Source organism: Bordetella tumbae (genome assembly GCF_054780995.1).
This window is the reverse complement of record NZ_BAAGVG010000023.1, coordinates 420,997-442,484: the sequence shown is the minus strand read 5'-3', so window position 1 is coordinate 442,484 and position 21,488 is coordinate 420,997. Positions and strand designations below refer to the sequence as shown.

Annotated in this window: 20 protein-coding genes; 9 read left to right on the top strand and 11 right to left on the bottom strand. The window is 60.2% G+C overall.

Features of this window, described 5'->3' with window-relative positions; genetic code table 11:
- The first annotated feature begins 26 nt into the window (after positions 1–26).
- Entirely contained in the window at positions 27–611 is a 585-nt protein-coding gene (locus tag ACYVI2_RS24475; RefSeq protein ID WP_415819710.1) for an IMPACT family protein, read from the top strand.
- A 62-nt stretch (positions 612–673) separates the two neighbouring features.
- Here the strand turns inward: ACYVI2_RS24475 and ACYVI2_RS24470 are convergent, their stop codons facing one another.
- From ACYVI2_RS24470 to ACYVI2_RS24455, 4 genes are all read right to left on the bottom strand, one after another.
- Positions 674–2,701 (bottom strand): autotransporter outer membrane beta-barrel domain-containing protein, encoded by a 2,028-nt coding sequence (locus ACYVI2_RS24470; protein ID WP_415819709.1) that lies wholly within the window; start codon positions 2,699–2,701, stop codon positions 674–676.
- Between the two features lie 385 nt (positions 2,702–3,086).
- Positions 3,087–3,473 (bottom strand): thioredoxin, encoded by a 387-nt coding sequence (trxA, locus tag ACYVI2_RS24465; protein ID WP_415819708.1) that lies wholly within the window; start codon positions 3,471–3,473, stop codon positions 3,087–3,089.
- A 111-nt stretch (positions 3,474–3,584) separates the two neighbouring features.
- Positions 3,585–4,592, bottom strand: coding sequence for an LLM class flavin-dependent oxidoreductase (locus ACYVI2_RS24460; protein WP_415819707.1), 1,008 nt, complete (start codon positions 4,590–4,592; stop codon positions 3,585–3,587).
- A 208-nt stretch (positions 4,593–4,800) separates the two neighbouring features.
- Entirely contained in the window at positions 4,801–6,093 is a 1,293-nt protein-coding gene (locus tag ACYVI2_RS24455) for an NCS2 family permease (protein WP_415819706.1), read from the bottom strand.
- Positions 6,094–6,165: 72 nt separating this feature from the next.
- Between ACYVI2_RS24455 and tsaD the strand changes: the two genes are divergently transcribed.
- Positions 6,166–7,215, top strand: a complete 1,050-nt coding sequence (gene tsaD, locus ACYVI2_RS24450; protein ID WP_415819705.1) for a tRNA (adenosine(37)-N6)-threonylcarbamoyltransferase complex transferase subunit TsaD — start codon at positions 6,166–6,168, stop codon at positions 7,213–7,215.
- A gap of 123 nt (positions 7,216–7,338) precedes the next feature.
- Here the strand turns inward: tsaD and plsY are convergent, their stop codons facing one another.
- The gene (gene plsY / locus ACYVI2_RS24445; RefSeq protein WP_415819704.1) at positions 7,339–7,977 is read right to left on the bottom strand and encodes a glycerol-3-phosphate 1-O-acyltransferase PlsY; all 639 of its coding nucleotides are present in this window, start codon (positions 7,975–7,977) and stop codon (positions 7,339–7,341) included.
- Between the two features lie 153 nt (positions 7,978–8,130).
- Here plsY and surE point away from each other — a divergent pair, with 153 nt between their 5' ends.
- The 7 genes from surE (at position 8,131) to rlmD (ending at position 15,182) form a co-directional block, all read left to right on the top strand.
- Positions 8,131–8,889 (top strand): 5'/3'-nucleotidase SurE, encoded by a 759-nt coding sequence (gene surE / locus ACYVI2_RS24440; protein WP_460490366.1) that lies wholly within the window; start codon positions 8,131–8,133, stop codon positions 8,887–8,889.
- Positions 8,874–9,692 carry a protein-L-isoaspartate(D-aspartate) O-methyltransferase gene (locus ACYVI2_RS24435; RefSeq protein ID WP_415819703.1) on the top strand — a complete coding sequence of 273 codons (819 nt, stop codon included), beginning with the start codon at positions 8,874–8,876 and terminating at the stop codon, positions 9,690–9,692. Before surE ends, ACYVI2_RS24435 begins: the two co-directional genes overlap by 16 nt.
- A 16-nt stretch (positions 9,693–9,708) precedes the next feature.
- Complete coding sequence (locus tag ACYVI2_RS24430) at positions 9,709–10,671, top strand: peptidoglycan DD-metalloendopeptidase family protein (protein WP_415819702.1); 963 nt, start codon at positions 9,709–9,711, stop codon at positions 10,669–10,671.
- A complete protein-coding gene (locus ACYVI2_RS24425; protein ID WP_415819701.1) occupies positions 10,668–11,450 on the top strand; it encodes a 3'-5' exonuclease in 783 nt (260 codons plus the stop codon). Before ACYVI2_RS24430 ends, ACYVI2_RS24425 begins: the two co-directional genes overlap by 4 nt.
- Positions 11,451–11,551: 101 nt before the next feature.
- Complete coding sequence (locus ACYVI2_RS24420) at positions 11,552–12,229, top strand: hypothetical protein (protein ID WP_415819700.1); 678 nt, start codon at positions 11,552–11,554, stop codon at positions 12,227–12,229.
- 715 nt (positions 12,230–12,944) lie between these two features.
- Entirely contained in the window at positions 12,945–13,700 is a 756-nt protein-coding gene (locus ACYVI2_RS24415) for a TorF family putative porin (protein ID WP_415817108.1), read from the top strand.
- Positions 13,701–13,787: 87 nt separating this feature from the next.
- Positions 13,788–15,182 (top strand): 23S rRNA (uracil(1939)-C(5))-methyltransferase RlmD, encoded by a 1,395-nt coding sequence (gene rlmD, locus ACYVI2_RS24410; protein WP_415817106.1) that lies wholly within the window; start codon positions 13,788–13,790, stop codon positions 15,180–15,182.
- Between the two features lie 42 nt (positions 15,183–15,224).
- Here rlmD and ACYVI2_RS24405 read toward each other — a convergent pair whose 3' ends face one another.
- From ACYVI2_RS24405 to ACYVI2_RS24380, 6 genes are read right to left on the bottom strand one after another with little or no spacing between them, the layout of a single operon-like run.
- Positions 15,225–16,739 (bottom strand): M81 family metallopeptidase, encoded by a 1,515-nt coding sequence (locus ACYVI2_RS24405; RefSeq protein ID WP_415817104.1) that lies wholly within the window; start codon positions 16,737–16,739, stop codon positions 15,225–15,227.
- 53 nt (positions 16,740–16,792) lie between these two features.
- The gene (locus ACYVI2_RS24400; RefSeq protein WP_415817102.1) at positions 16,793–18,079 is read right to left on the bottom strand and encodes a Zn-dependent hydrolase; all 1,287 of its coding nucleotides are present in this window, start codon (positions 18,077–18,079) and stop codon (positions 16,793–16,795) included.
- 27 nt (positions 18,080–18,106) lie between these two features.
- Positions 18,107–18,805 (bottom strand): ABC transporter ATP-binding protein, encoded by a 699-nt coding sequence (locus ACYVI2_RS24395; protein ID WP_415817100.1) that lies wholly within the window; start codon positions 18,803–18,805, stop codon positions 18,107–18,109.
- Positions 18,802–19,617, bottom strand: coding sequence for an ABC transporter ATP-binding protein (locus ACYVI2_RS24390; protein ID WP_415817098.1), 816 nt, complete (start codon positions 19,615–19,617; stop codon positions 18,802–18,804). Before ACYVI2_RS24390 ends, ACYVI2_RS24395 begins: the two co-directional genes overlap by 4 nt.
- Entirely contained in the window at positions 19,614–20,600 is a 987-nt protein-coding gene (locus ACYVI2_RS24385) for a branched-chain amino acid ABC transporter permease (protein WP_415817096.1), read from the bottom strand. Before ACYVI2_RS24385 ends, ACYVI2_RS24390 begins: the two co-directional genes overlap by 4 nt.
- Positions 20,600–21,457: a branched-chain amino acid ABC transporter permease gene (locus ACYVI2_RS24380; protein WP_094837984.1), complete on the bottom strand. Its 858-nt coding sequence runs from the start codon at positions 21,455–21,457 to the stop codon at positions 20,600–20,602. The genes ACYVI2_RS24385 and ACYVI2_RS24380 overlap by 1 nt, the downstream gene beginning before the upstream one ends.
- Positions 21,458–21,488: the final 31 nt, after the last annotated feature.

The following is a 21,488-nucleotide window of genomic DNA, read 5'->3' as shown; positions in this document are numbered from 1 at the left end:
GTACGGGTCGTCTACAATTCTGGCCCATGAGCGATACCTTAAGCGCGCCGTGCACCTACGAAGAGGACGTCAAAAAAAGCCGTTTCGCGGCCTATGCTGCCCCTGTGGCCAGCGTGAGCGAAGCCATGGATTTTTTTGCGAAGCATAGCGATCCGGCAGCTACGCACAACTGCTGGGCGTACCGCATCGGTCAGGCCTATCGATTCAACGACGACGGAGAGCCCGGCGGCACCGCTGGTCGGCCTATTCTGCAGGCCATTGAAGGGCAGGATCTCGACCGCGTGGCGGTTCTGGTCGTGCGCTGGTTTGGCGGCATCAAGCTCGGTGCGGGTGGACTGGTGCGCGCCTATAGCGGGTGTGCCGCGCAGTGCCTGCGCTTGGGGCCGCGTACCCCGATCATTGCGACCAGTACGGTCACCTGCCGGTGCAACTACGCGGAGCTGCCGTTGATGAAGGCGCGCATCAGCCAGGCGGGTGCCGCGATCGATGCAGAACACTTCGATGGCGAGGGTGCGATGCTGACGCTGACCGTGCCTTGTGCTGTGTTGAATGAACTGGAACGCACCATCGCAGATATCACCCGAGGCCGGTCTGAATGGCAGGTGATGTGACGATGGTGCGCGCGTTGTGCTAATGCTACGTGCAGCGATTTGGCTCGCTGCTCATGACGCTATTAAAAACGATACTTCGCTGTCACATTGCCTCCGGTCTCGTGATAGCCCGCATTCCCCTGGTTATGGAATAGCTCGATATTGAGCGAGACGCGGCGGTTCATGTCGCCTTGTACGCCCAGTTTGACTTGGCCGATGTTGCGTCCGCTATTCATGTTCGACTGGATGTTGTCCATGTTCACGCCATAGCCTTTATTCGCATGCAGCCAATTGGCTTCGATGTGGGGCGTGATGACAGATGTCAAGCCAGTCGTGATATGTGCGGCGGCACGTACCCCGAGCGCCGTTTGCACACGCGAGCGATTCAAGAAATTGACGCTGGTGTTGTCGGCTTGGCGGAAGTTGTCGCTGCGCACGTTCTGATACATGACCTGTGCGTGGGGCTGCAGCACATACTTCACGTTATTGCCGTCGGACAGAGGGATGTTGTAGCCCAACTCCAACGAGGCGGTCATCCCCTTGGAGTCGTATTTTTCAGCCGGCAGATCGCCGCCTTTGATGCGATTGTCGAACTGATTCCACAGTGCCCAGGTGTCTGCGTAAAAGCCGTGCTGGGTGGCGACGTCTTTTTGATAGGTCCCGTACAACCCGACACTGTAGCCATTGACCTTGCCTTTGGTGGAATAGTTAAAGCTGTTCGATTTGGTATGACCGCTATAGTGACCATAGCCACCCATGATGCCGACCGTGAATTGGTCGCGGGCATCGCTTGATTGCGTCAGTATGTCCACGCCCATCATGACGGTGTTCTTATCACCTGCCGTACGCAGTTCACCTGAGGTGTCTTTCAGATGGCCGCGCGAGCCGCTGTACCGGACCCATGCGCTGCCTTGATGTGGGCTGGCCTCACCCTGGTAATAGCTGCCCAGACGATCGTTCAGATTCATCTGGAACATCGTATTTGCTGCCCAGGCATTGCTCATGTACGAGCCTGCCGCTGGGCGGATGGCTGTGTCGGTGACGGAGAGCGACTCGTTCAGCATCGATGCAAGCTCTTGTATCAGCTCCAAGAGCTCATCCTGTTCGGAATCTGGCGTCTGGGTATCGCTTCCATCCGACGCAGCGAGGTGTTCGCTGTCTGTGTTTGGCGTGGTGGTTTCCTGGCCGTCTTCTTCCGTTGATGTCGGCGTGTCTGTTTGAGGTGGGGGCTCGTCGTCCGTCAGGCTCGAAGAGATCTCGTCAGCGACATTCTTAACAGCACCCTTAGCTTCCTCAGCAATATCCCCAGCAGTATCCTTAACCTCCTCCACAACACCTTTAACAGTATCCTTGGCATTCTTGACAGCAGCAGCAGCCTTGTCTCGTATCGATTCTTCATCGCTGGGATGAGGCTCGCTGCCGCCTTTACCGTTTTCTGATGGCGGGTCATCAGATCGCGGTGGTGTTTGATTTGAAGGAGTATGTCCAGGGGGCGAGCCCGAGTTCGATTCAAGCTCATCCAATAGCGTTTTTGTGGGGGGCTTTTTATTGATATCGTGTCTATCTTCTTTTAGAGACTCAGCCCCGTTTTGCGTTGTGGCCTCGTCGGTGCGAGTTTCGTCGCCCGATGTGTCCTCCCCCGGTCGCGGTGTTTCTTCTTCTCCACTCCCCGTATTCCCAAACGCACCGGCTCCATAAAGAGCAGTGCCGACGAAAGCAGTGGCTGCGAGCCCCTCCGCGGGAGTGAGAAGGAAGCGAGTACGCGGGTCGCCAAAGCCGACAGTACGTTCGACAAAGCGAGTTGCTTTATAGGCGATAACGCTGGCAGCAGCAGAGGCGAGGGCGGTGCCGAATTTTCCGGTCGTGACGTAATGCCATGTGTCATAGGGAAGATTCTTCCACGAGCTAGAAGAACGATGCTCTTGACTCTGTTCGAAGGTTGGATATTGAGGGCTGCTAGTGTCTGCTGCTGCCGCTGCCCCTACTGATGCAAGCGCCAAACTTAGTACGGTTACCGAGCATGTTTTACCGTGGCAGTTTTTTTTCAAGCTTGAAGCGACGATGCGATCACGCGTGTGACGTGTAGATGAAGGGGTAGAAATTGTGTTCATGTACTTCTCTCCTTTGTAGTCCAAGAAGATAAGTACCACCCACATACGTCGATAACGATTTACTGCCAAGGCTCTCCCGTAAATCGGACGCGATGCACTGTCGTGATCAGATTCACGGTCATTCTGGTGTGCATTATTCCGGCAGTACCAGCAGCGAGCGCAACGGCAGCCATAGCAGCCGCACTAACACGACTACATTCGTGCCAGTCGGTGTGTGCTTCGATCCCACGCGAGATGCGAATCGCGCTGATACATTGACAATGCGAACAACGACCGATAGGGATAATGTGCTGAGGGTCGGCAGTGCGGTGACACAACCCTCAGCGATGCGCCGGGTGCTGGTGATTTGACGACGAAACACCAGCACCCGAATCAGCGCGAATGCTTACTGCTGCTTATCATCTCCCGCATCTTGAGCAGCAGCGATATCCTGATGGACTTTCTCCATGTCCAGGCCCTTGACCTTTTCCAGTAGTTCACCCAATTGCCCAGCCGATAACGCACCAGGTTGAGAGAACAGCAGGACCTGTTCGCGAAATACCATGAGGGTGGGGATGGAACGGATGCCCAACGCGCCGGCGAGCTCTTGTTCCACGTCGGTGTTGACCTTGGCGAACGTCACATCGGGATGCTGTTCGGCCGCCTGTTCGAACACGGGCGCAAAGCCGCGGCAAGGACCACACCAAGGGGCCCAGAAATCGACAATCACAGTGCTGTCGGGCGTGATGGACTCTTGGAAAGAGGCTTGAGTGAGTTCAACGATATTGCTCATACGGTGCTCCGATTGACCTTGCTTTCAGTATGCATAGGCAAGGTTGTGTGAAGGAAGTCCACGTTCTTCAGAGCGTGGGGCGGCCAGCTTGGTATGGTTGCCTGGGATTGTTCAGGAGGCGCTGCCCTGGTTTTTCAACGACGCCAAAATTTCATACGAGCGCAAGCGGTCTTCGTGACGGTAGAAGTCCGAAACGATCATGACTTCGTCGGCCTCTGTGCGCGCGATCAGTGATTCGAGACCCTGCTTGACAGTTTCCGGGCCGCCTACGATGGAGGCTGCCAGTTTTTGATGCACAGCTTGCTGTTCCCATTCGTTCCATAGGCCGTCCATGCTTTCGACCGGCGGTTGCAGCTGCAGGCGGTTGCCCCGGATCAAGGACAGAAACTTCATTTGCTGCGTAGTGGACAACATGCGTGCCTGCTCATCGGTGTCGGCGGCGATGACCGGCACGCCGATCATTGCGTAGGGCCGCTCCAATGTTGCGGACGGTTTGAACAGGTGGCGATACAAGCGCATCGCGGCCATGCCCTCTGGTGAAAAGTGTCCTGCGAAGGAAAACGGCAAGCCTAGCTCCGCCGCCAGCCGCGCACTGAAATCACTGGAGCCCAACAACCAGATCGGAATGTCCAATCCTGCACCGGGAATCGCGCGTACGGCTTGATTCGGCACGGCAGGAGCAAGGAACGCGCGCAGCTCGGCGAGTAACTCCGGAAAATCAAAACCGCTGCGAGGACCGCGACGCAAGGCCTGCTGTGTGGCGCCATCGCTGCCAGGTGCACGGCCCAGGCCCAGATCGATACGTCCGGGGAACAGGCTTTCCAATGTGCCGAACTGCTCGGCAATGATCAGCGGCGCGTGATTAGGCAGCATGATGCCGCCCGAACCTACCCGCAGTGTCTTGGTATGGGCGGCAACCTGGCCAATGATGACTGCAGTCGCGCTGCTGGCTACGCCCGTAATGTTGTGGTGCTCGGCCAGCCAGAATCGCTGATAGCCCCAACGTTCGACATGTTGCGCCAGATCGACCGTATTGCGGAATGCGCCTGCGGCGTCGCCGCCCTGCACGATAGGGGCAAGGTCGAGCACGGAAAAGGGCACGCGGGCCAACTGGGACATGGGAAAATTCTCCGGAAATAGTAGGGCGGAATGCGTCGGCAACGCCCGGCATTCCTCTAGTACTTGGGGAGTGTATCGGTGAAATCAAGCTCAGACCCGATCAACCTTGTGGTTGATCGGGTTGATAGCGAGCGTCAATGACGCCGATACGCAAGACCCGTGCCCGGCACATATCGGCGTGGGCGATGATGCAATTGCCTCGTGTCCCCTACCCAGGAAAGAAGGCGTAGCGGATGACAAACAAAGCCGCGACCAGCCACGTTGCGGCATGGATCGTGCGGAAATGGCCGGTGAAGGTCTTCAGCACGACATAGCTGATGAAACCAAACGCCAAGCCATTGGCGATCGAATAGGTGAAAGGCATGACCAACGTGGTCAGTGCGGCGGGCGTCGCCTCGGAGATATCGTTCCAGTCGATGTCGATCAATTCGCGCATCATCAGGCCGGCGACATAGAGCAGGGCAGGCGCGGTGGCGTAGGCCGGCACGGACCCGGCCAATGGGGAGATGAATAGCGCAGCGAGAAACAGCAACGCGACCACCAGTGCGGTCAATCCTGTGCGGCCTCCTGCCTGGACGCCCGAGGCGCTCTCGACATAGGCGGTCGTGCTGCTGGTGCCCAGCATCGAGCCCGCCACGATGGCCGTGCTATCGGCGAATAATGCCCGGCCCAGGCGGTTGGGGCGGCCCTCGGGCACAAGCCCGGCGCGTTTGGCAACGCCCATCAGGGTGCCGGTTGCATCAAAGACCTCGACCAGTACAAAAACCAGGATTACATGCACAAAACCCGTATGCAAGGCACCGAGTATGTCCAGTTGCATGAAGGTCGGCGCGAGGCTCGGCGGCGTCGAGAAGACGCCGTGAAATTCGTTGTGGCCCGTGGCCATCGACAGCAGGGTGACCACCAGGATACCGATCAGGATGGCCCCACGCACCCGCAATGCGTCCAGTACGGCAATGACGAAAAAGCCCAGGATGGCAAACAGAGGGCCCGGTTCGCGCAGATCGCCCAGCGTCACCATGGTGGCAGGATGGGGCACCACGATTTTGGCTGATGACAGGGCAATAATGGCCAGAAACAACCCAATCCCGGCCGCGATGGCACTGCGGAGCGAGTGGGGTATGCCTTTGATGAGCCAGGCCCGCACGCCCGTGATGGTGAGCACCAGGAAAATCACGCCAGAGATAAAGACCGCGCCCAGCGCCTGTTCCCAGGTGTAGCCCATGGTCTTGACAACCGTGAAGGCAAAAAAGGCATTCAGGCCCATCCCCGGGGCCATGCCGATGGGCCAGTTGGCCACCAGCGCCATGATCAACGAGCCCAGCGCGGCAGCCAGGCAGGTCGCGACAAACACAGCGTCGCGGTCCATGCCGGTCGAGGACAGGATGTTCGGGTTGACGAAGATGATGTACGACATCGTCAAAAATGTCGTCAAACCCGCGACGATTTCGGTACGCGCATTCGTACCGTGTTCGCGCAATTGGAATAGCTTCTCCAGCATGGCAGGTTCCCGGGTTGGTTTTTTATAGGGTTATCAAGCCGCCATTTTCGCACCAGATGTAAACTCGCGGCCATGATCATTCTAGGTTTTGAAAGCTCGTGTGACGAGACCGGCGTCGCGGCCGTCTGCACAGAGCGAGGCTTGCTCGCGCATGCCCTGCATTCTCAGATCGCCATGCACCAGGAATACGGCGGCGTGGTGCCCGAGCTCGCCTCGCGCGACCATATCCGGCGTGCGGTGCCGCTAGCCCGCCAGGTGCTGGATGAGGCGGGTTTGACGTTGAAAGACGTGGATGCGGTGGCCTATACCGCGGGACCGGGCCTGGCCGGAGCGTTGCTGGTCGGCGCCAGTGTCGCCCAGGCATTTGCGTGGTCGCGAGGCCTGCCCGCTATTCCGATCCATCATCTCGAGGGACATCTGCTGTCGCCGTTGCTGGATACGCCGCGGCCTAAATTCCCTTTTGTGGCGCTATTGGTGTCGGGCGGGCATACTCAGCTGATGCGCGTCGATGGGGTGGGGCGGTATGCGCTGCTGGGCGAGACGTTGGATGACGCGGCCGGCGAGGCATTCGATAAATCGGCCAAATTGCTGGGTCTGGGCTATCCGGGCGGGCCAGCGCTGTCCCGTATGGCCGTCAAGGGGGACGTACAGCGCTTTACCTTGCCGCGCCCGATGTTGCACAGTGGCGATCTGGATTTCAGTTTCAGCGGCCTGAAAACAGCGGTATTGACGCGTGTGAAAGAGGTGGAGCGGACCGGGGTGTCGCTGGACGACCAGACACGCGCCGATCTGGCGGCCGCCACGCAGGCGGCGATTGTCGACGTGCTGGTGTCCAAGGCGGTCAAGGCCCTGCGCCAAACCGGCTTGAAACGCTTGGTCGTGGCGGGTGGCGTCGGCGCCAATCAATTGCTGCGCGCCCAGTTGGCTGAGGCAATGCGTCCCTTGCGTGCGCAGGCCTATTTTCCGCCTTTGGCCCTGTGTACTGACAACGGGGCCATGATTGCCTTTGCGGCCTCCGAGCGGGTCAAGGCAGGCTTGGTCACGTTGAAACCGGGCGAGCATGCCTTTACGGTACGCCCGCGCTGGGATTTGGCCGATATTTGCGTGGATACGCCCGCCTGAGTTGGTGCAGGCGTATGCATATCATGCGAGTTGCAGCCGGATGATTGCTTGTCAGGGCGCTGTGTCGCCGTGACGTAGCAACGACGGCCGATCGCCTGGGACGGCCATCGATCGATGGCTGCCTTATTTCTTTTTCGAGCCGATGCGGCTTTCTTTGCCCGACAGCAGGCGGCCAATATTGGCGCGGTGGCGATAGAACAGCAGCAGGCTGATCACGGCCAGCGCGATGCCCACCGGTCCTTGCGCATACCAGGCCACGCCTGAGCCGAACAGGTAATACACCGGGGCAAAAAACGCGGCGACCAAGGCGGCGAGCGAGGAATATCGCGTAAATACGGCAATGATGACCCAGGTAGCCGCAGTAGCGAGTGCCAGGCCGGGGTGAATCGCGAGCAGGATACCCAGTGCGGTTGCGACGCCTTTGCCACCCTTGAAACCCAGGAAAACCGGATACAAATGTCCCAGAAAGACGGCCAGCGCGACCAGCGCGTAGGCCGTCCACGGCAGACCGGGCGCCAAGGTCTGCGCCAGCCACAGGGCGAACCAGCCCTTGGCGGCATCGCCCAGCAGGGTCAGCGCCGCTGCGGCTTTATTACCGGTGCGCAACACATTGGTCGCGCCGGGGTTTTTGGATCCGTAGCTGCGAGGATCCTGCAAGCCCATGAGTTTGCTGACGACCACGGCGAACGGAATCGAACCGATCAGATAAGCCAGCGCGATCAACGCGGCACTGAAGAAGAACGAGGGGGCAGTTTGCACCATGAGAAAGTGTCCGTTACAGAAAGGTCGTGGCTGCGGATTCTACCGCGCAGGACGCATGGCTGTGTGTGGGGGTTATCCATAGAACTATTTGTCAGTCACCTTCCAGCGGTACAATCGACCCCGTTTCATTTTGTTGATTTTGCGGGATGCTCAATGCGAATACTGGTTTCGAACGACGATGGTTATAGCGCCCCTGGGCTCGAAGCGCTGGTTCAGGCGCTGCAAGGGCTGGGCGAGATTACCGTTGTTGCTCCCGAAACCAATCACAGCGGCGCGTCAAATTCTCTGACGCTGAACCGGCCCTTGACGGTGCGCACGGCCTCTAATGGCTTTGTATGCGTGAATGGCACGCCTTCCGATTGTGTGCACGTGGCGCTCACGGGTTTGATGGACGAACGGCCCGATCTGGTCGTCTCCGGTATCAACAACGGCGCCAATATGGGCGATGACACGCTCTATTCGGGCACCGTGGCGGCCGCCGCCGAGGGCTATCTGTTCGGTATTCCGGCGATCGCGTTTTCCCTGGTCGAAAGAGGCTGGGAACATATCGAATCGGCGGCCCGGGCCGCACGCTCGGTGGTCGAGCGTCAGCTTGCGCAGCCTCTGGCCTCGCCGGTCTTGCTGAACGTCAATATCCCGTGCCGTCCTTTCGAGCAGATGGGCGGGCTGCAGGTCACTCGCCTGGGCAAGCGTCATCCTTCTCAGCCTGTGGTACGTACGACTACGCCTTATGGCGATACGGTCTATTGGATCGGGCCGGTGGGCGTGGCCGCGGATGCCTCGCCGGGCACGGATTTTCACGCTATTTCCGAGGGCAGGGTATCGCTGACGCCGCTGCGCCTGGATTTGACCCAACACAGCCAACTGGATGAACTCCGGGGCTGGGCGGAGCCGCTATGCGCAAGCCTGTGAGCCCACCCGTCCCGCCGGGCCGCACGAAAGCCACCTCGAATTACGGCAGTACGGGGCTGGCCCCCGGCTATACCGCCACCAACAGCAATACACGTATTTCGCCTGCGACCTTGGCCAAACCCGCTGCGGCCGGTAACACGGCCTCGCAGGTCAGTAACCTGGGCCTGAATTCCGACCGCTTGCGCCAGGCCATGGTCCAGCGCCTGCGTAGCCAGGGAGTTACCGATGAGCGCGTACTGAGCGCGATGGCGGCAGTGCCGCGCCACGTGTTTGTCGATGAGGCGCTGGCCAGCCGTGCGTACGAGGATGCGGCATTGCCCATCGGGCATTCGCAGACCATTTCGCAACCCTGGGTGGTTGCGCGGATGATTTCGGCCGTTTGCGAGGACCGCAGCCCCACGCGCGTGCTCGAGGTGGGCGCTGGGTGCGGCTATCAGGCGGCGGTGCTGGCTCAGTTCGTACGTGAGGTACATGCCATCGAGCGCATCCGCGGGCTGTTCGAGTTGGCGCGCAGTAATCTGCGCGCTTTGCGTCTGGCGACGCGCGTGCGCCTCGTGCATGGCGACGGCATGGTAGGCTTGCCCGGCGTAGCGCCGTTCGATGCTATCGTTGTGGCTGCGGCCGGTCTGGCCATTCCGCAAGCGCTGCTGATGCAATTGGCGCCAGGCGGACGTCTGATCGCCCCCGAGGGGACGTCCAACCAGCGATTGGTATTGGTTGAACGCACCGGGACTTCCACCTGGAAGCGCACCGAATTAGAAGCAGTACGTTTCGTCCCATTGCGGGCCGGAATACAATCTTGAGCAACAGGAGAATTACATGCTCAACGGGCAGTTGCCACTGACCGCTCTTTATTTTCCTCAGGCGTCATTTGCACGCCTGACTCGGCCCGCCATGTGGGCGGCCGGCGCGCTGGGTTTGAGCCTCATATATGGTTGCTCAAGCACGACGACGCGCGCGCCGGTGGTCGATCTATCCAATCAGCCCTCAGGCAGCAGCATGGCATCGGCTGGCGGCAGCTATGTCGTCAAGCCCGGCGATACGCTCTACCAGATCGCCCGCAGCAATGGCGTGAGCGTGGCCAACCTCAGGCAATGGAACAATCTCAACGATGCCAATCAGTTGAGCGTGGGCCAGGTGCTCAAGCTTTCAGCCGGCGGCAGCGCAGTAGCCAGCGCACCGCCGCCAGCTTCGTCCGGGGCCACTGCGACGCCGGTACCTCTCGGTGAGCCGGGCAGTTCGACGTCTACGGCCGCAGGGGCGGGAGCGGCAGCCGCAGCCGCGTCTGGGGCAGCATCCACCACGACGCCACCTGCGTCCAGCACGACGCCGCCGCCACCGAGTACGACGCCTCCAGACACCACCGCCACGGCACCGACAGCTTCGATGTCTACGCCCAAGCGCGCGGCCGATGCGAATTTGATCAGTTGGGGTTGGCCAGCCAGCGGCGCTGTCACGCAAACGTTTACCACGGCCTCCAAAGGCATCGATATCGGCGGCTCGTTAGGCGCTCCCGTCGTAGCGGCGGCCGATGGCAAAGTCATGTACAGCGGCAACGGTGTGCGTGGACTGGGCAATCTGATCATCATCAATCACGAGAACGGTTTTATTACCGCCTACGCGCATAACCAGACGCTGCTGGCCAAGACCGGCCAGGCGGTCAAGCGCGGCTCGAAGATCGCCGAGATCGGCCAGAGCGATACGACCTCGCCACGCCTGCATTTCGAGATCCGTCGCCAGGGCACGCCGGTAGACCCGTTGCAGTACCTGCCGGCACGATGACCCCGACGCTCGTCTTTGACCTGGAAACGCTGCCCGACATCGACGGGCTGCGCAAGCTGAACGGCTGGGGGACGGACGTCCCCGATGCCGAGGTCGCCGAGCGTGCCTTTGCGGCGCGCCGCGAGGCGGTCGGACACGATTTTCTGCCGTTGCATCTACAGCGCATCGCCGTCATCGGCTGCGTGTTTCGGGACGATCAGGGTTTTCGCGTCAAGACGCTGGGCCAGCCCGACGATCCAGAGGCGACCCTGATCAATGGTTTTTTTAAAACCATCGAGCGCTATACGCCACGGCTCGTCAGCTGGAATGGCTCGGGTTTTGATTTGCCTGTCTTGCATTACCGCAGCCTGATTCACGGTGTGCCTGCGCCGCGATACTGGGATACCGGTGATGAGGATCGTGAGTTCAAATTCAATAACTACATCAGCCGCTATCACAATCGTCATATCGACCTGATGGATTTGCTGGCCAAGTACAACGGGCGCGCCAATGCGCCATTGGACGAGTTGGCCAAGCTGTGCGGCTTTCCGGGCAAGCTCGGCATGGACGGCGGGCAGGTCTGGCCCGCCTGGCAGGCCGGCCGCGCGGACGAGGTTCGCGCCTATTGCGAAACCGACGTGGTCAATACCTGGCTGGTGTATTGCCGGTTCCGATTCTTGCGGGGTGAGTTGGACGCGGCGTCTTACCAGGCGGAGATCGACCTCGTACGCGATACGCTGGCGGCCAGCAATGCGCCGCATTGGCAGGAATATCTGGCTGCCTGGGACGCCACGGTCTGAGCTGCGGCAATCGACTGAAATATTCTCGACAGATCCGAAATCCACCCGTAACGGGTCTGCACTGACAATGGTTTCGCGTTCTACTTTTTCAGGAGACCACTATGTCCCGATACGCGATCCGTTCTTCCCTGGCTGCCCTGGGTTTCATCGTTGCCGCCGCCGGCTTGTCCGGTACCGCGTTGGCCGCGTCCGATACCGCACCGCCTGCCGCTTCTGCGAAACAGCATGATGGCATGCATGGCGATCATCGTGGCGGTCATTTCAAGCATGGTGATCGTCGCGGCGGTCCCGAACTGCGTGATAGCTTTTGGGTGCCGGGTGTAGGCCCGCTGTCCAAAGAGCAAGTCGCTACGCTCAAGCTCGACGCCAAGCAACAAGCCGCGTTTGACACGGCCAAGCAGGCACAGGGCGATTTTTTCAAGTCGATGCGCGAGAACCGCGGCAAGCGCCATGAGTTGCTGCAGACTCAAATCCAGAGCGGCAAGCTCGACCCTCATGCCCTGACGGCCAACGAGGATGCGCAACGTGCAGAATTCCGCAAGCAATCCGAGGAAGTCCGCGGTAAATGGCTGGCCGCCTGGGATAGCCTGAATGGCACGCAGCAGCAGCAAGTGACCGATTTGGTCAAAGCGCGCCAAACCAAGATGGAGGCACATCGCGCCAAGAAGGCAGAGCGCCTTGCCAAGCGTGAGGCGGCTAAGGGTGAGAAAGCCAGTGGCGATGTGCCCCCGCCGCCGCCGGTGCCGGCAGACGTACCGCCGCCTTCTTTGAACAACTGATGATAGGGAAACGCACGGCAGGGACTACAGCCGTGCCCTCATCTCTATTGCTGACTAAAGCGATAAGGGGCAGTAGCCACGTTCTGTGGCATGCGTAGTGTGGAGTTCTTTTGGCGCAGGAGGTCGGCGTGTAAAAGCCCCGCCGGGCCTATCGCCGCGACTCGGCCCGTGAGCAGGGGCCTCGGCCCGCTGCGCGGGCTAAATCGCGGCTCAACGGCCCGGCGGGGCTTTTACACGCCGACCTCCTGCTCGCAATGTCTGCCATTGACGGATGTTCGTACTCCTCTCGTTGTTGAGCAGACTCCATTGATTCGCGTCCAGTTTGGCCACGTGACAGGGACGCCTCCATAGAGACAATCACGAACAGCAAACGCCCCCAACACCAACAGCGATAAAAAAAATGCCCCCGCGCTGCGCCTTCGGCTTGCTGCCCCCGAGGGGGTATTTTCTTTCGCGTTGTGCGTGTTTTGTCCCAAAATGGCGCGTTCCAGTGATTGCGGGCACCGAATGAGTGCCAGTCTGCGATTGAGAATGCACCAATGTGGTGTGTATGGGGCGAAAAGACGCTGTCATTGATGGTTTTCATACAGCAATAAAACCTGGCACGGAAAGTGCTTTTGAGAGATACGCCGGTGTCATTTTTCTGAAAAGAATCCGGTCGTTGGTATTGGCATTTCCGCCGTTATCTATTCTCTCTCCGCACAGGATCCGCACCATGAAACGCACGCTGCTCGCCTTGCCCCTAGCGTTCTCGGCCAGTTATGCTGTTCTTGCCCATGCAGAACCCACTGATTTGGGTGCAGGTTTCTCGCTCAGCGGCAACGCCGCTATCGTCAGCGACTACCGGTTCCGTGGCTATTCACAGACCAATTTCCGCCCGGCCGTTCAGCTCGGTTTTGATTTGTCGCACACCTCGGGCTTTTACCTGGGAAACTGGAACTCCAACGTCTCTGATTTCGTCTTTCCCGAGGGCAACCTGGAAATGGATTTCTACGGGGGCTGGAAAGGAGCGTTGGGCGACAGCGGATTGAGCCTGGACGTCGGGGCTCTGTATTACTACTACCCCGGCTCAAAGTCGCCCAAAGGCGGCAACTACAACAATACGGACCTGTATCTAGGGCTGAGCTACGAAAACTATTCCTTGAAGTATTCGTATACCCCGAGCGATTTTTTCAGTACGCCGGACAGCAAAGGCACGTGGTATCTGGACGGCACGGCCAACTTTGACCTGGGCGACGGTTGGGGCCTCGTGGCGCACGTCGGTTACCAGAAGCTGAAGAAGCAGGTCAACATGGATGGCGACGATATCAACCACTATGTGGACTACAAACTGGGCGTGACCAAGGATCTGAACGGCTGGGTGCTGGGCCTGGCGGCCGTCGGCGCCTCCAAGGACAACTGGCTGCCCACCAAAAACGGCCATCCCTCTGGCCGTTTGGGGGCGGTGTTTTCTGTAGCCAAGGCGTTCTAAAACGGGTCCGTATCGGCCGCAATCAACAGTCTTCGGCTTCTCTTTTACAATACCCGGTTGCTCGTATCAGCCTGGATTGCACAAGAAATGGCCGAAGTACTGAATATCGAATCCCTGGACCTCGAAGCCCGGGGCATTGCGCGCCGCGATGGCAAGGTGGTGTTCGTCGAGGGCGCGCTGCCTTCCGAACGCGTCACCGCCGAGACCGTGCGTCGTAAACCGTCGTATGAAATCGCTCGCGTCGAAGACATACTGCGCCCATCGTCGTTGCGCGTGGCGCCGCGGTGCCCGCATTTTGGCGTCTGTGGCGGCTGTGCCATGCAGCACCTGGAGCCCAGCGCCCAGGTCGCCATCAAACAGCGTTCGCTGGAAGACACGTTCTGGCATGTCGGCAAGCTGCGTCCCCAACGCATTTTGCCGGCCTTGCACGGCCCGACCTGGGGTTACCGTTACCGTGCGCGCCTGTCCGTACGCGTGGTCCCTAAAAAGGGGGGTGTGCTGGTGGGCTTTCACGAGCGTAAAAGCAGCTACGTCGCCGACATGCGCGAGTGCCATGTCTTGCCGAAACACGTCAGTGACCTGCTGATGCCGTTGCGCGCGATGATTGCCTCGATGTCCAAGCCCGATCGCATGCCGCAGATCGAGGTCGCGCTAGGCGAGGGCGTCACGGCGCTGGTGCTGCGCCATCTCGAGCCATTGACCGATGGCGATATCGCGGTCTTGCGCGCCTTTGCCGCAAAGCACGATGTGCAATGGTGGCTGCAGTCCAAGGGGCCCGATACCGTCCACACGCTGGAGCCCGAGCATGCGGATGCGCTGGTCTACACCATGCCCCAATTCGGCTTGCGCATGCCATATCGGCCAACCGATTTTACGCAGGTCAATCACGCCATCAACCGCGCCATGGTGTCGCGAGCGTTGATGCTGCTGGACGTGCAGCCTACCGATCGTGTGGCGGATCTGTTCTGTGGGCTGGGCAATTTCACCCTGCCGTTGGCAACCCAGGGCCGCGAGGCGGTTGGCGTCGAGGGCAGCAAGGCATTGACCGATCGTGCGCTGGATGCTGCCACACGTCATGGGCTGGCGGATCGCACGAGCTTTGCCACCTTGAATCTGTTCGAGGTGGATGTCGAGTGGCTGCGCGGCCTGGGATATTTTGACCGCATGTTGATCGACCCGCCGCGCGAGGGTGCGCATGCCGTGGCGCAGGCCCTCGCATTGCTGTCGCCCGAAGAGCGTCCTCGCCGTATCGTCTATGTTTCCTGTAATCCCGCTACCTTGGCGCGCGATGCGGCAATCATGGCGCACGAAGGCGGCTACGTGGTGAAGAGCGCTGGCGTGATCAACATGTTTCCGCATACGGGGCATGTCGAGTCGATCGCGGTGTTCGAGTCGTTGTCGGCAGAGGAAGTTCTGGCGGTGCAAGAGCAGACGCGGTTGAGAAAGGCGCAAGAGATCGAGGATGCTGCGATCGCAGCCTGATCTCCTTACCAGTGCGTCTGCGGTCCGAGGGGAGCTGGCCTTTTACACTGCCAGCTTTCCCGTGGCGGCATCGTATGCGTCCTTGTTCAGCGGCTCCAGCGGGAACATGGGTCTCACGCGTTTTTTGAAGTCGAACAGCGACCAGTCCGAGCTGGTCACCCCCGGACTGTCGCATTCGATCAGCGCCGAGGAAATCGGCACGAACACCGGCCGGCAATACATGCGCGATTTCACGAGAATGAACTTGGCCTGCGTGGGCTCCAGCCCCATGCTCCGGAATACGCCCAGGTCCCAGGGCTCATGCGTGCGTTCGGTCAGCACCAGCTGCGCGGCGCCGATATCCAGTACGGCGCTGCGCCCCATGCAAGCCAGTTGCCCCGTATAGGTAGGGCCCGATATCACGTATTCGCCATTGGTGACGGCACGCACGGTGCCACGTAATGTCACGGGCGGCGTATTACGGCCGATCTCCGCAATAGGGCGCTTATTGCCCACCGGTAATTCGACTGTGGCGCCCACGCCAGCTTCAGACAGTCTTTGCACCGCTTCTGGATCGCAATACAGCCCAGCCAGTATGCCCGTCAGGCCGGCATCCAGCGCGGCCATCAGTACATCCATGGTGTCGCAGGTGCCCCCGCTCATGCAATTGTCGCCATGGTCCAGCAGCAGGACGGGTTTGTCTGCGGTTTCAGCCAGCGCTTTTGCGCGGGCGAGTGATTGAGCCAGCGGCTCGCTGTCGTACAGGAATCCCTCGCGGTTGGCCCAGATGGAGCCGGCGATCTCGGCTGCCACGCGATCCGCGCTTGCCGCGTCGCCATCGCCGACCACCACAACGCTCAGGCATGGGTTCGGAATGTCGGCCAGGCCAAAGCCCGCCAGGATGGACGCGCCCAATGCGCCGGCGGCCTCGGCGTCGCGTGCCGCTTGCACGGCGTCCCGCATGGCGCCCTCGGCCGTGTTGCTGCGCAGGGTATGCGACACCAGCGGCAGGCTGCGCCATGCGATCACGGGCTTGCATTTGCCATCCAGACTGTCGAACAGCAGGCGGCCCGCATGGTCGCCTGTTTCGTACATGTCGATATGCGGATAGGTCTTGAAACTGATGATGACGTTGGCGTTATCGATCATTTTCTGCGTGACGTTCGCATGCAGATCCAACGCTACTGCGATCGGCGTGCGCGGCGCAGCGGCCCGCACCCGTTCCAGTAAATCGCCTTCGCCATCGTCGGTGGTCTCGACGGCCATCGCGCCATGCAGGTCCAGCAGGATGGCATCGCAGCCCGCCGCCTCGGCAACAATGCAATCGCAAATCTGCTGATAGGCCTGCGCATCTACCCGGCCACTGGGATAGGCCGTCGCCGACACTGGGGTGACGAGTTCAGCCCCGCGCGCTTCGGCCAAATCGATGAACGCCGACATGGCCGTGCGCTTGCCCTTGTTTTCTGCGTAGGCGTCAGCGCCGTAGGTAGGGCCATCGTTACCGAACGAGGATAGCGGCGTCGGGACCGGCGAGAACGTGTTGGTCTCGTGGTTCATGCGTGCAATCAAGACTTTCATGTGCAACGGCTCGGGTCTGTGAGAGGAATTTCTTTACTCAGGGGAGGGCGCAGTCAAACGGTTTGCTTTGCCGCGCGCGTTTGAATCGTGCCGCAGCAGCGCAACATCGCGTGCAGCAATACGTTGCAGCCTGCTTCCAGGTGATCAGGTTGCGCGTCTTCGATTTCATTATGGCTGATGCCATCCTTGCACGGCACGAAGATCATTGCCGTGGGTGTGACGCGCGCCATGTATACCGCATCGTGCCCCGCGCCGCTGATCACGTCCAGGTGATCCAGGCCGAGTGTCGCTGCGCCATCGCGGATGGCCTGCACCAAACGCGGCTCGAAAGGTTGGGGCGGGAAATAGACGACTTCTTTTGACTCGATCTCAATCTTTCCTGGCACGGCGAGGTCCTGCACGGTGCGTGCCAATGCAGCGGCCATGCTATCCAGCGTGGCGTCATCCGCCGCGCGCATGTCTACGGTCAGGCTGACACGGCCGGGGATGACATTGCGTGAATTAGGGAAATTGTCCAGGCAACCCACGGTGCCGCGGCCATGGGGCGCATGATCGAGTGCAATACGATTGACCGCCCGGATCACATCGGCGGCGACCAACAAGGCATCGCGACGCAGTTCCATCGGCGTCGGGCCGGCGTGCGCCTCCTGGCCCGTGATGACGATGTCGTACCAACGCTGGCCCAGTGCGCCTTCGACCGCGCCGATGGTGATGTTCTTGGCCTCGAGGATCGGGCCCTGTTCGATGTGCGCTTCGAAATAAGCGCCGACGTCACGCCCGCCGACAGCATCCGGGCCGGCGTAGCCTATGTCGTTCAGCGCCTGCCGCACGGATATGCCATCGCGGTCAACCGCAGTCAACGCATGGTCCAGCGTAAAGGCGCCGGCATATACACCGGAACCCATCATGACCGGCACAAAACGCGATCCCTCTTCATTGGTCCACACCACGACTTCGACGGGGGCCTCGGTCTCGATACCGTGATCGTGCAGGGTACGCAGCACTTCAATGCCTGACAGCACGCCATAGTTGCCGTCGAATTTCCCGCCGGTCGGCTGCGTGTCGATGTGACTGCCCGTCATGACGGGCGGCAGATCGTCGCGCAGACCTGCACGACGCATGAAGATATTGCCAATCGCGTCCACGCGCACCGTGCAGCCCAGTTCTCGAGCCCAGGATGAGACCAGGTCGCGCCCTTGGCGGTCCAGGTCGGTCAATGCCAGGCGGCAGACGCCGCCCTTGTCGGTGGCGCCGATTTGCGCCAGTTCCATCAGTGAATTCCACAGACGGTCGCCGTCCACGCGCAAGGCGCTGACGGATTCTAAAGTTGTCATTTCCATGATGATTTCCTTCCAGCGTGCCGTGCGTTATACGCCCACGCCCAAATAACGGTCCTTGACGTCATCATTGGCCAGAAAGGCTGCGTTTGTGCCTTCGTAGACAATGGCGCCTTGTTCGATGATGAAATGGTGATCTGCGAGTTGAGTGCAGACTTCCAGATTTTGTTCCACCAGCAGGATTGTGACACCGGCCTGTTTGATCAGCTTGATCTGCGCCACGATTTCTTCCACGATCACTGGCGCCAGGCCCTCTACAGGCTCATCCAGCATCAGCACGCGCGGATGGTTCATCAAGGCCCGGCCGATCGCCAGCATCTGTTGTTCGCCTCCTGATAGCTGTCCGCCGCCGTTGCGGCGCCGTTCCTTCAGGCGCGGAAAGATCTTGTAGACGTCGTCCAGTTGCCACGGCGATTGGCGGCGAGCGCCCAGTTTCAGGTTTTCCTCGACCGTCAGCAGTTTGAAAATGCCGCGATGTTCCGGCACCAGGCACACCCCCATCGCGGCAATCCTGTGCGCAGGCTGCCCCGTGATGTCGCGGGAATGCAGCCGAATGCTGCCTGCCCGCGGCGCAATCACCCCCGCGATCGATTTGAGCGTGGTGGATTTTCCTGCGCCGTTGCGGCCCAACAGCGTGACCACCGAACCCTCAGGTACGTTCAGTGACACGCCCTGCAGGATATGGCTTTTGCCGTAATAGCTGTGGATGGCATCGATCTGCAGGCTCATGCGCGACCTCCGGTAATCATGTTGCCCAGATACGCGGCACGTACGCGCTCGTCATTGCGGATAACGTCGGGCCGGCCTTCGACCAGGACCCGGCCCTGCTGCATGACCGTGATCGTGTCGGATATGTCCATCACGATGTTCATGTTGTGCTCGATCAGCACCACGGTGTGATCGTCGCGCAGACCGCGGATCAGGTGCTTCATTTCATCCAGATCGTCGACACCCATGCCGGAGGTAGGCTCGTCCAGAAAAATGGCCCGCGGCTTGGCGGCCAGCGCCATGCCGACTTCGAGCCGCCGTTGCTGGCCGTGTGATAAGGCGCCTGCGGCAACGCCGGCCAGACGCGTCAATCCCATGCGTTGCATCGACGTGTCGACGATATCGGCATGTGCGCGTGCGCCTGATGGCGGATGCCAGCAATCGAAAGCCCCTGATCGGTGCACCCCTTGGGCCGCCAGACGCAGGTTTTCACGCACAGACAGATTCGTGAACAGGCTGGTGACCTGAAACGAGCGGGCGATGCCGCGTTGCACGCGTTGGTGATCTGCTTCGCGCGTGACGTCGTGGCCGTCGAATACGATGCTGCCTTCGCTGGCCATCAGCGTGCCGGTGAGGGTGTGAAACAGGGTGGTCTTGCCTGCGCCGTTAGGGCCGATCACGGAATGCACGGTGCGCGGGTAGATCTGCAGGTCTACGCCATGCAATGCAACGAATTTCCCGAACCGCTTGATGATGCCGCGGGCCTGTAATAAGGGCTGCGCCGGGGCCGCGGACGGAGCCGTCGTGGCTGAAATACCGTCGTGCGTCGTCATGCGCGTTCCTCCTTCGTCGTATCGCCCGCGGCAGGGCCTCGCCGTACCGACAGCCACAGACGCTCACCCAGGCCCCACAGACCTTTCTGCATGAACAGGCTGACAGCAATCAACAGGAAACCCAACAGCATCAGCCAACGCGGCCATAGCGTGGATAGCCAGTCCGCAAACAAGACATAAAACGCCGCGCCTAATACTGACGCAAACAGATTACCGGTGCCACCGATCACGGTCATGACCAGGATCATTTCGCTGGTGTGGTATTCGATGCTGGACAGCGGTGCGATGCCTGTCATCATGGCCAGGAACGCACCTGCCAGCGCGGTCACCGCGCCAGAGATGGCAAAGGCGGCCAATTTGAACATCTTTACGTTGTAGCCTACCGCAGCCGCGCGCGCCTCGTTATCGCGTATGGCCAACAAGGTGCGTCCGAATACGGAGTTCGTGATGCGCAGCAATAGCCAGAACACAATCAGGAAACACACTGCCACAAAGGTATAGAACTGCCAAGGTGATGCGAGCGACATCAGCTCCGCGCCTGCCACTGACACGGGCGGGCGAGGTACGTCGAGCAAGCCGTTGTCGCCGCCGGTCAGGTCCGGCAAGCTATAGGCCAGGAAATAAAACATCTGTGCAAAGGCCAACGTCAGCATGACGAAATACGTACCCCGTTGCCGGATAGCAAACCAGCCGACAAAGGCGGCGGCGAGGGCGCCCACGACGACGGCGGCTATCAAGGCCAGGGGCATCGGCAGTGCAAAACGCGTCAGCAGAATTCCAACGGTATAGCTGCCCAAACCAAAGAAAATGCCCTGGCCAAACGATAGCAACCCGGTAAAACCCAATAGCAGGTTGCAGCCCAGCACTGCCAGCGCGTAGATCAGCACCTCGGTCGCGAGCGATCCGGACTGCATGCACAACGGCAATATCAACGCGACCAGCAACGCCAGCACCAGTTGCATGTGGGATTTCAATCGGATCATCAGCCTCTCCCCAGCAGACCGTGCGGACGCAGCAGCAATACTGCAGCCATGGCGACGTAGATCATCAGGCGGGCCCCTTCAGGCCACAGCGTGCTCATGACACTTTGCACGATGCCGATCAGCAAGCCGCCCACCAACGCGCCGGAAAAGCTGCCCATGCCGCCCACCACCACAATAACGAATGCGATGCCCAATGCCTCGATGCCCATGAACGGCTCGACACCGCGAATGGGCGCAGCGAGCACACCGGCCAGCGCTGCGGTGGCCGCACCCAGCGCGAACACCAGGCTGAAGACACGGAACACATTGATCCCCAGCAGTGACACCATCTCGGTCGATTCACTGCCTGCGCGCACTGCGCTGCCCAATCGCGTGCCCTCGAGCACATACCACAGCAGCAGGGCAAACACGGCAGTGAAGCCGATCACGAACAAGCGATATTTGGGATAGATAAAGCTGCCCCACATCACGACGCCTTGCAGGGACGCAGGAGCGGCGACATTGTCGCCCAGTGGTCCCCAGATCACGATGACGGCTTCCTGCAGTACCAGTGCCAGGCCGACGGTGATCAAGATGTGGAATTCATGCGGCTGCGCGTACACATGCCGCAGCACGACCTTTTCGACCACCCAGGCGCAGGCGCCCACAATCAGCGGCACGATGGCCAGCGCGACCCAGAAATTCAAGCCCCATTGAATGGCCTGAAAACAGAAATAAGCGCCCAGCAGATAAAACGCGCCGTGCGCAAAATTGACGAAGCGCAAGAGACCAAAAATGATGGACAAGCCGACTGCCAGCAGGAAGTACAGCATGCCCACGCCGATCCCATTGACCACCTGAAGCAAATAAACATTCATGCGGAGTGTGCGTAGAGAAGAGGATATGTCC

Excerpts from the sequence above, each read along its gene's own strand:
- ACYVI2_RS24475 (WP_415819710.1), top strand. The coding sequence starts at position 27 with ATGAGCGATACCTTAAGCGCGCCGTGCACCTACGAAGAGGACGTCAAA.
- ACYVI2_RS24470 (WP_415819709.1), bottom strand. The coding sequence starts at position 2,701 with ATGAACACAATTTCTACCCCTTCATCTACACGTCACACGCGTGATCGC.
- trxA (WP_415819708.1), bottom strand. The coding sequence starts at position 3,473 with ATGAGCAATATCGTTGAACTCACTCAAGCCTCTTTCCAAGAGTCCATC.
- ACYVI2_RS24460 (WP_415819707.1), bottom strand. The coding sequence starts at position 4,592 with ATGTCCCAGTTGGCCCGCGTGCCCTTTTCCGTGCTCGACCTTGCCCCT.
- ACYVI2_RS24455 (WP_415819706.1), bottom strand. The coding sequence starts at position 6,093 with ATGCTGGAGAAGCTATTCCAATTGCGCGAACACGGTACGAATGCGCGT.
- tsaD (WP_415819705.1), top strand. The coding sequence starts at position 6,166 with ATGATCATTCTAGGTTTTGAAAGCTCGTGTGACGAGACCGGCGTCGCG.
- plsY (WP_415819704.1), bottom strand. The coding sequence starts at position 7,977 with ATGGTGCAAACTGCCCCCTCGTTCTTCTTCAGTGCCGCGTTGATCGCG.
- surE (WP_460490366.1), top strand. The coding sequence starts at position 8,131 with ATGCGAATACTGGTTTCGAACGACGATGGTTATAGCGCCCCTGGGCTC.
- ACYVI2_RS24435 (WP_415819703.1), top strand. The coding sequence starts at position 8,874 with ATGCGCAAGCCTGTGAGCCCACCCGTCCCGCCGGGCCGCACGAAAGCC.
- ACYVI2_RS24430 (WP_415819702.1), top strand. The coding sequence starts at position 9,709 with ATGCTCAACGGGCAGTTGCCACTGACCGCTCTTTATTTTCCTCAGGCG.
- ACYVI2_RS24425 (WP_415819701.1), top strand. The coding sequence starts at position 10,668 with ATGACCCCGACGCTCGTCTTTGACCTGGAAACGCTGCCCGACATCGAC.
- ACYVI2_RS24420 (WP_415819700.1), top strand. The coding sequence starts at position 11,552 with ATGTCCCGATACGCGATCCGTTCTTCCCTGGCTGCCCTGGGTTTCATC.
- ACYVI2_RS24415 (WP_415817108.1), top strand. The coding sequence starts at position 12,945 with ATGAAACGCACGCTGCTCGCCTTGCCCCTAGCGTTCTCGGCCAGTTAT.
- rlmD (WP_415817106.1), top strand. The coding sequence starts at position 13,788 with ATGGCCGAAGTACTGAATATCGAATCCCTGGACCTCGAAGCCCGGGGC.
- ACYVI2_RS24405 (WP_415817104.1), bottom strand. The coding sequence starts at position 16,739 with ATGAAAGTCTTGATTGCACGCATGAACCACGAGACCAACACGTTCTCG.
- ACYVI2_RS24400 (WP_415817102.1), bottom strand. The coding sequence starts at position 18,079 with ATGGAAATGACAACTTTAGAATCCGTCAGCGCCTTGCGCGTGGACGGC.
- ACYVI2_RS24395 (WP_415817100.1), bottom strand. The coding sequence starts at position 18,805 with ATGAGCCTGCAGATCGATGCCATCCACAGCTATTACGGCAAAAGCCAT.
- ACYVI2_RS24390 (WP_415817098.1), bottom strand. The coding sequence starts at position 19,617 with ATGACGACGCACGACGGTATTTCAGCCACGACGGCTCCGTCCGCGGCC.
- ACYVI2_RS24385 (WP_415817096.1), bottom strand. The coding sequence starts at position 20,600 with ATGATCCGATTGAAATCCCACATGCAACTGGTGCTGGCGTTGCTGGTC.
- ACYVI2_RS24380 (WP_094837984.1), bottom strand. The coding sequence starts at position 21,457 with ATGAATGTTTATTTGCTTCAGGTGGTCAATGGGATCGGCGTGGGCATG.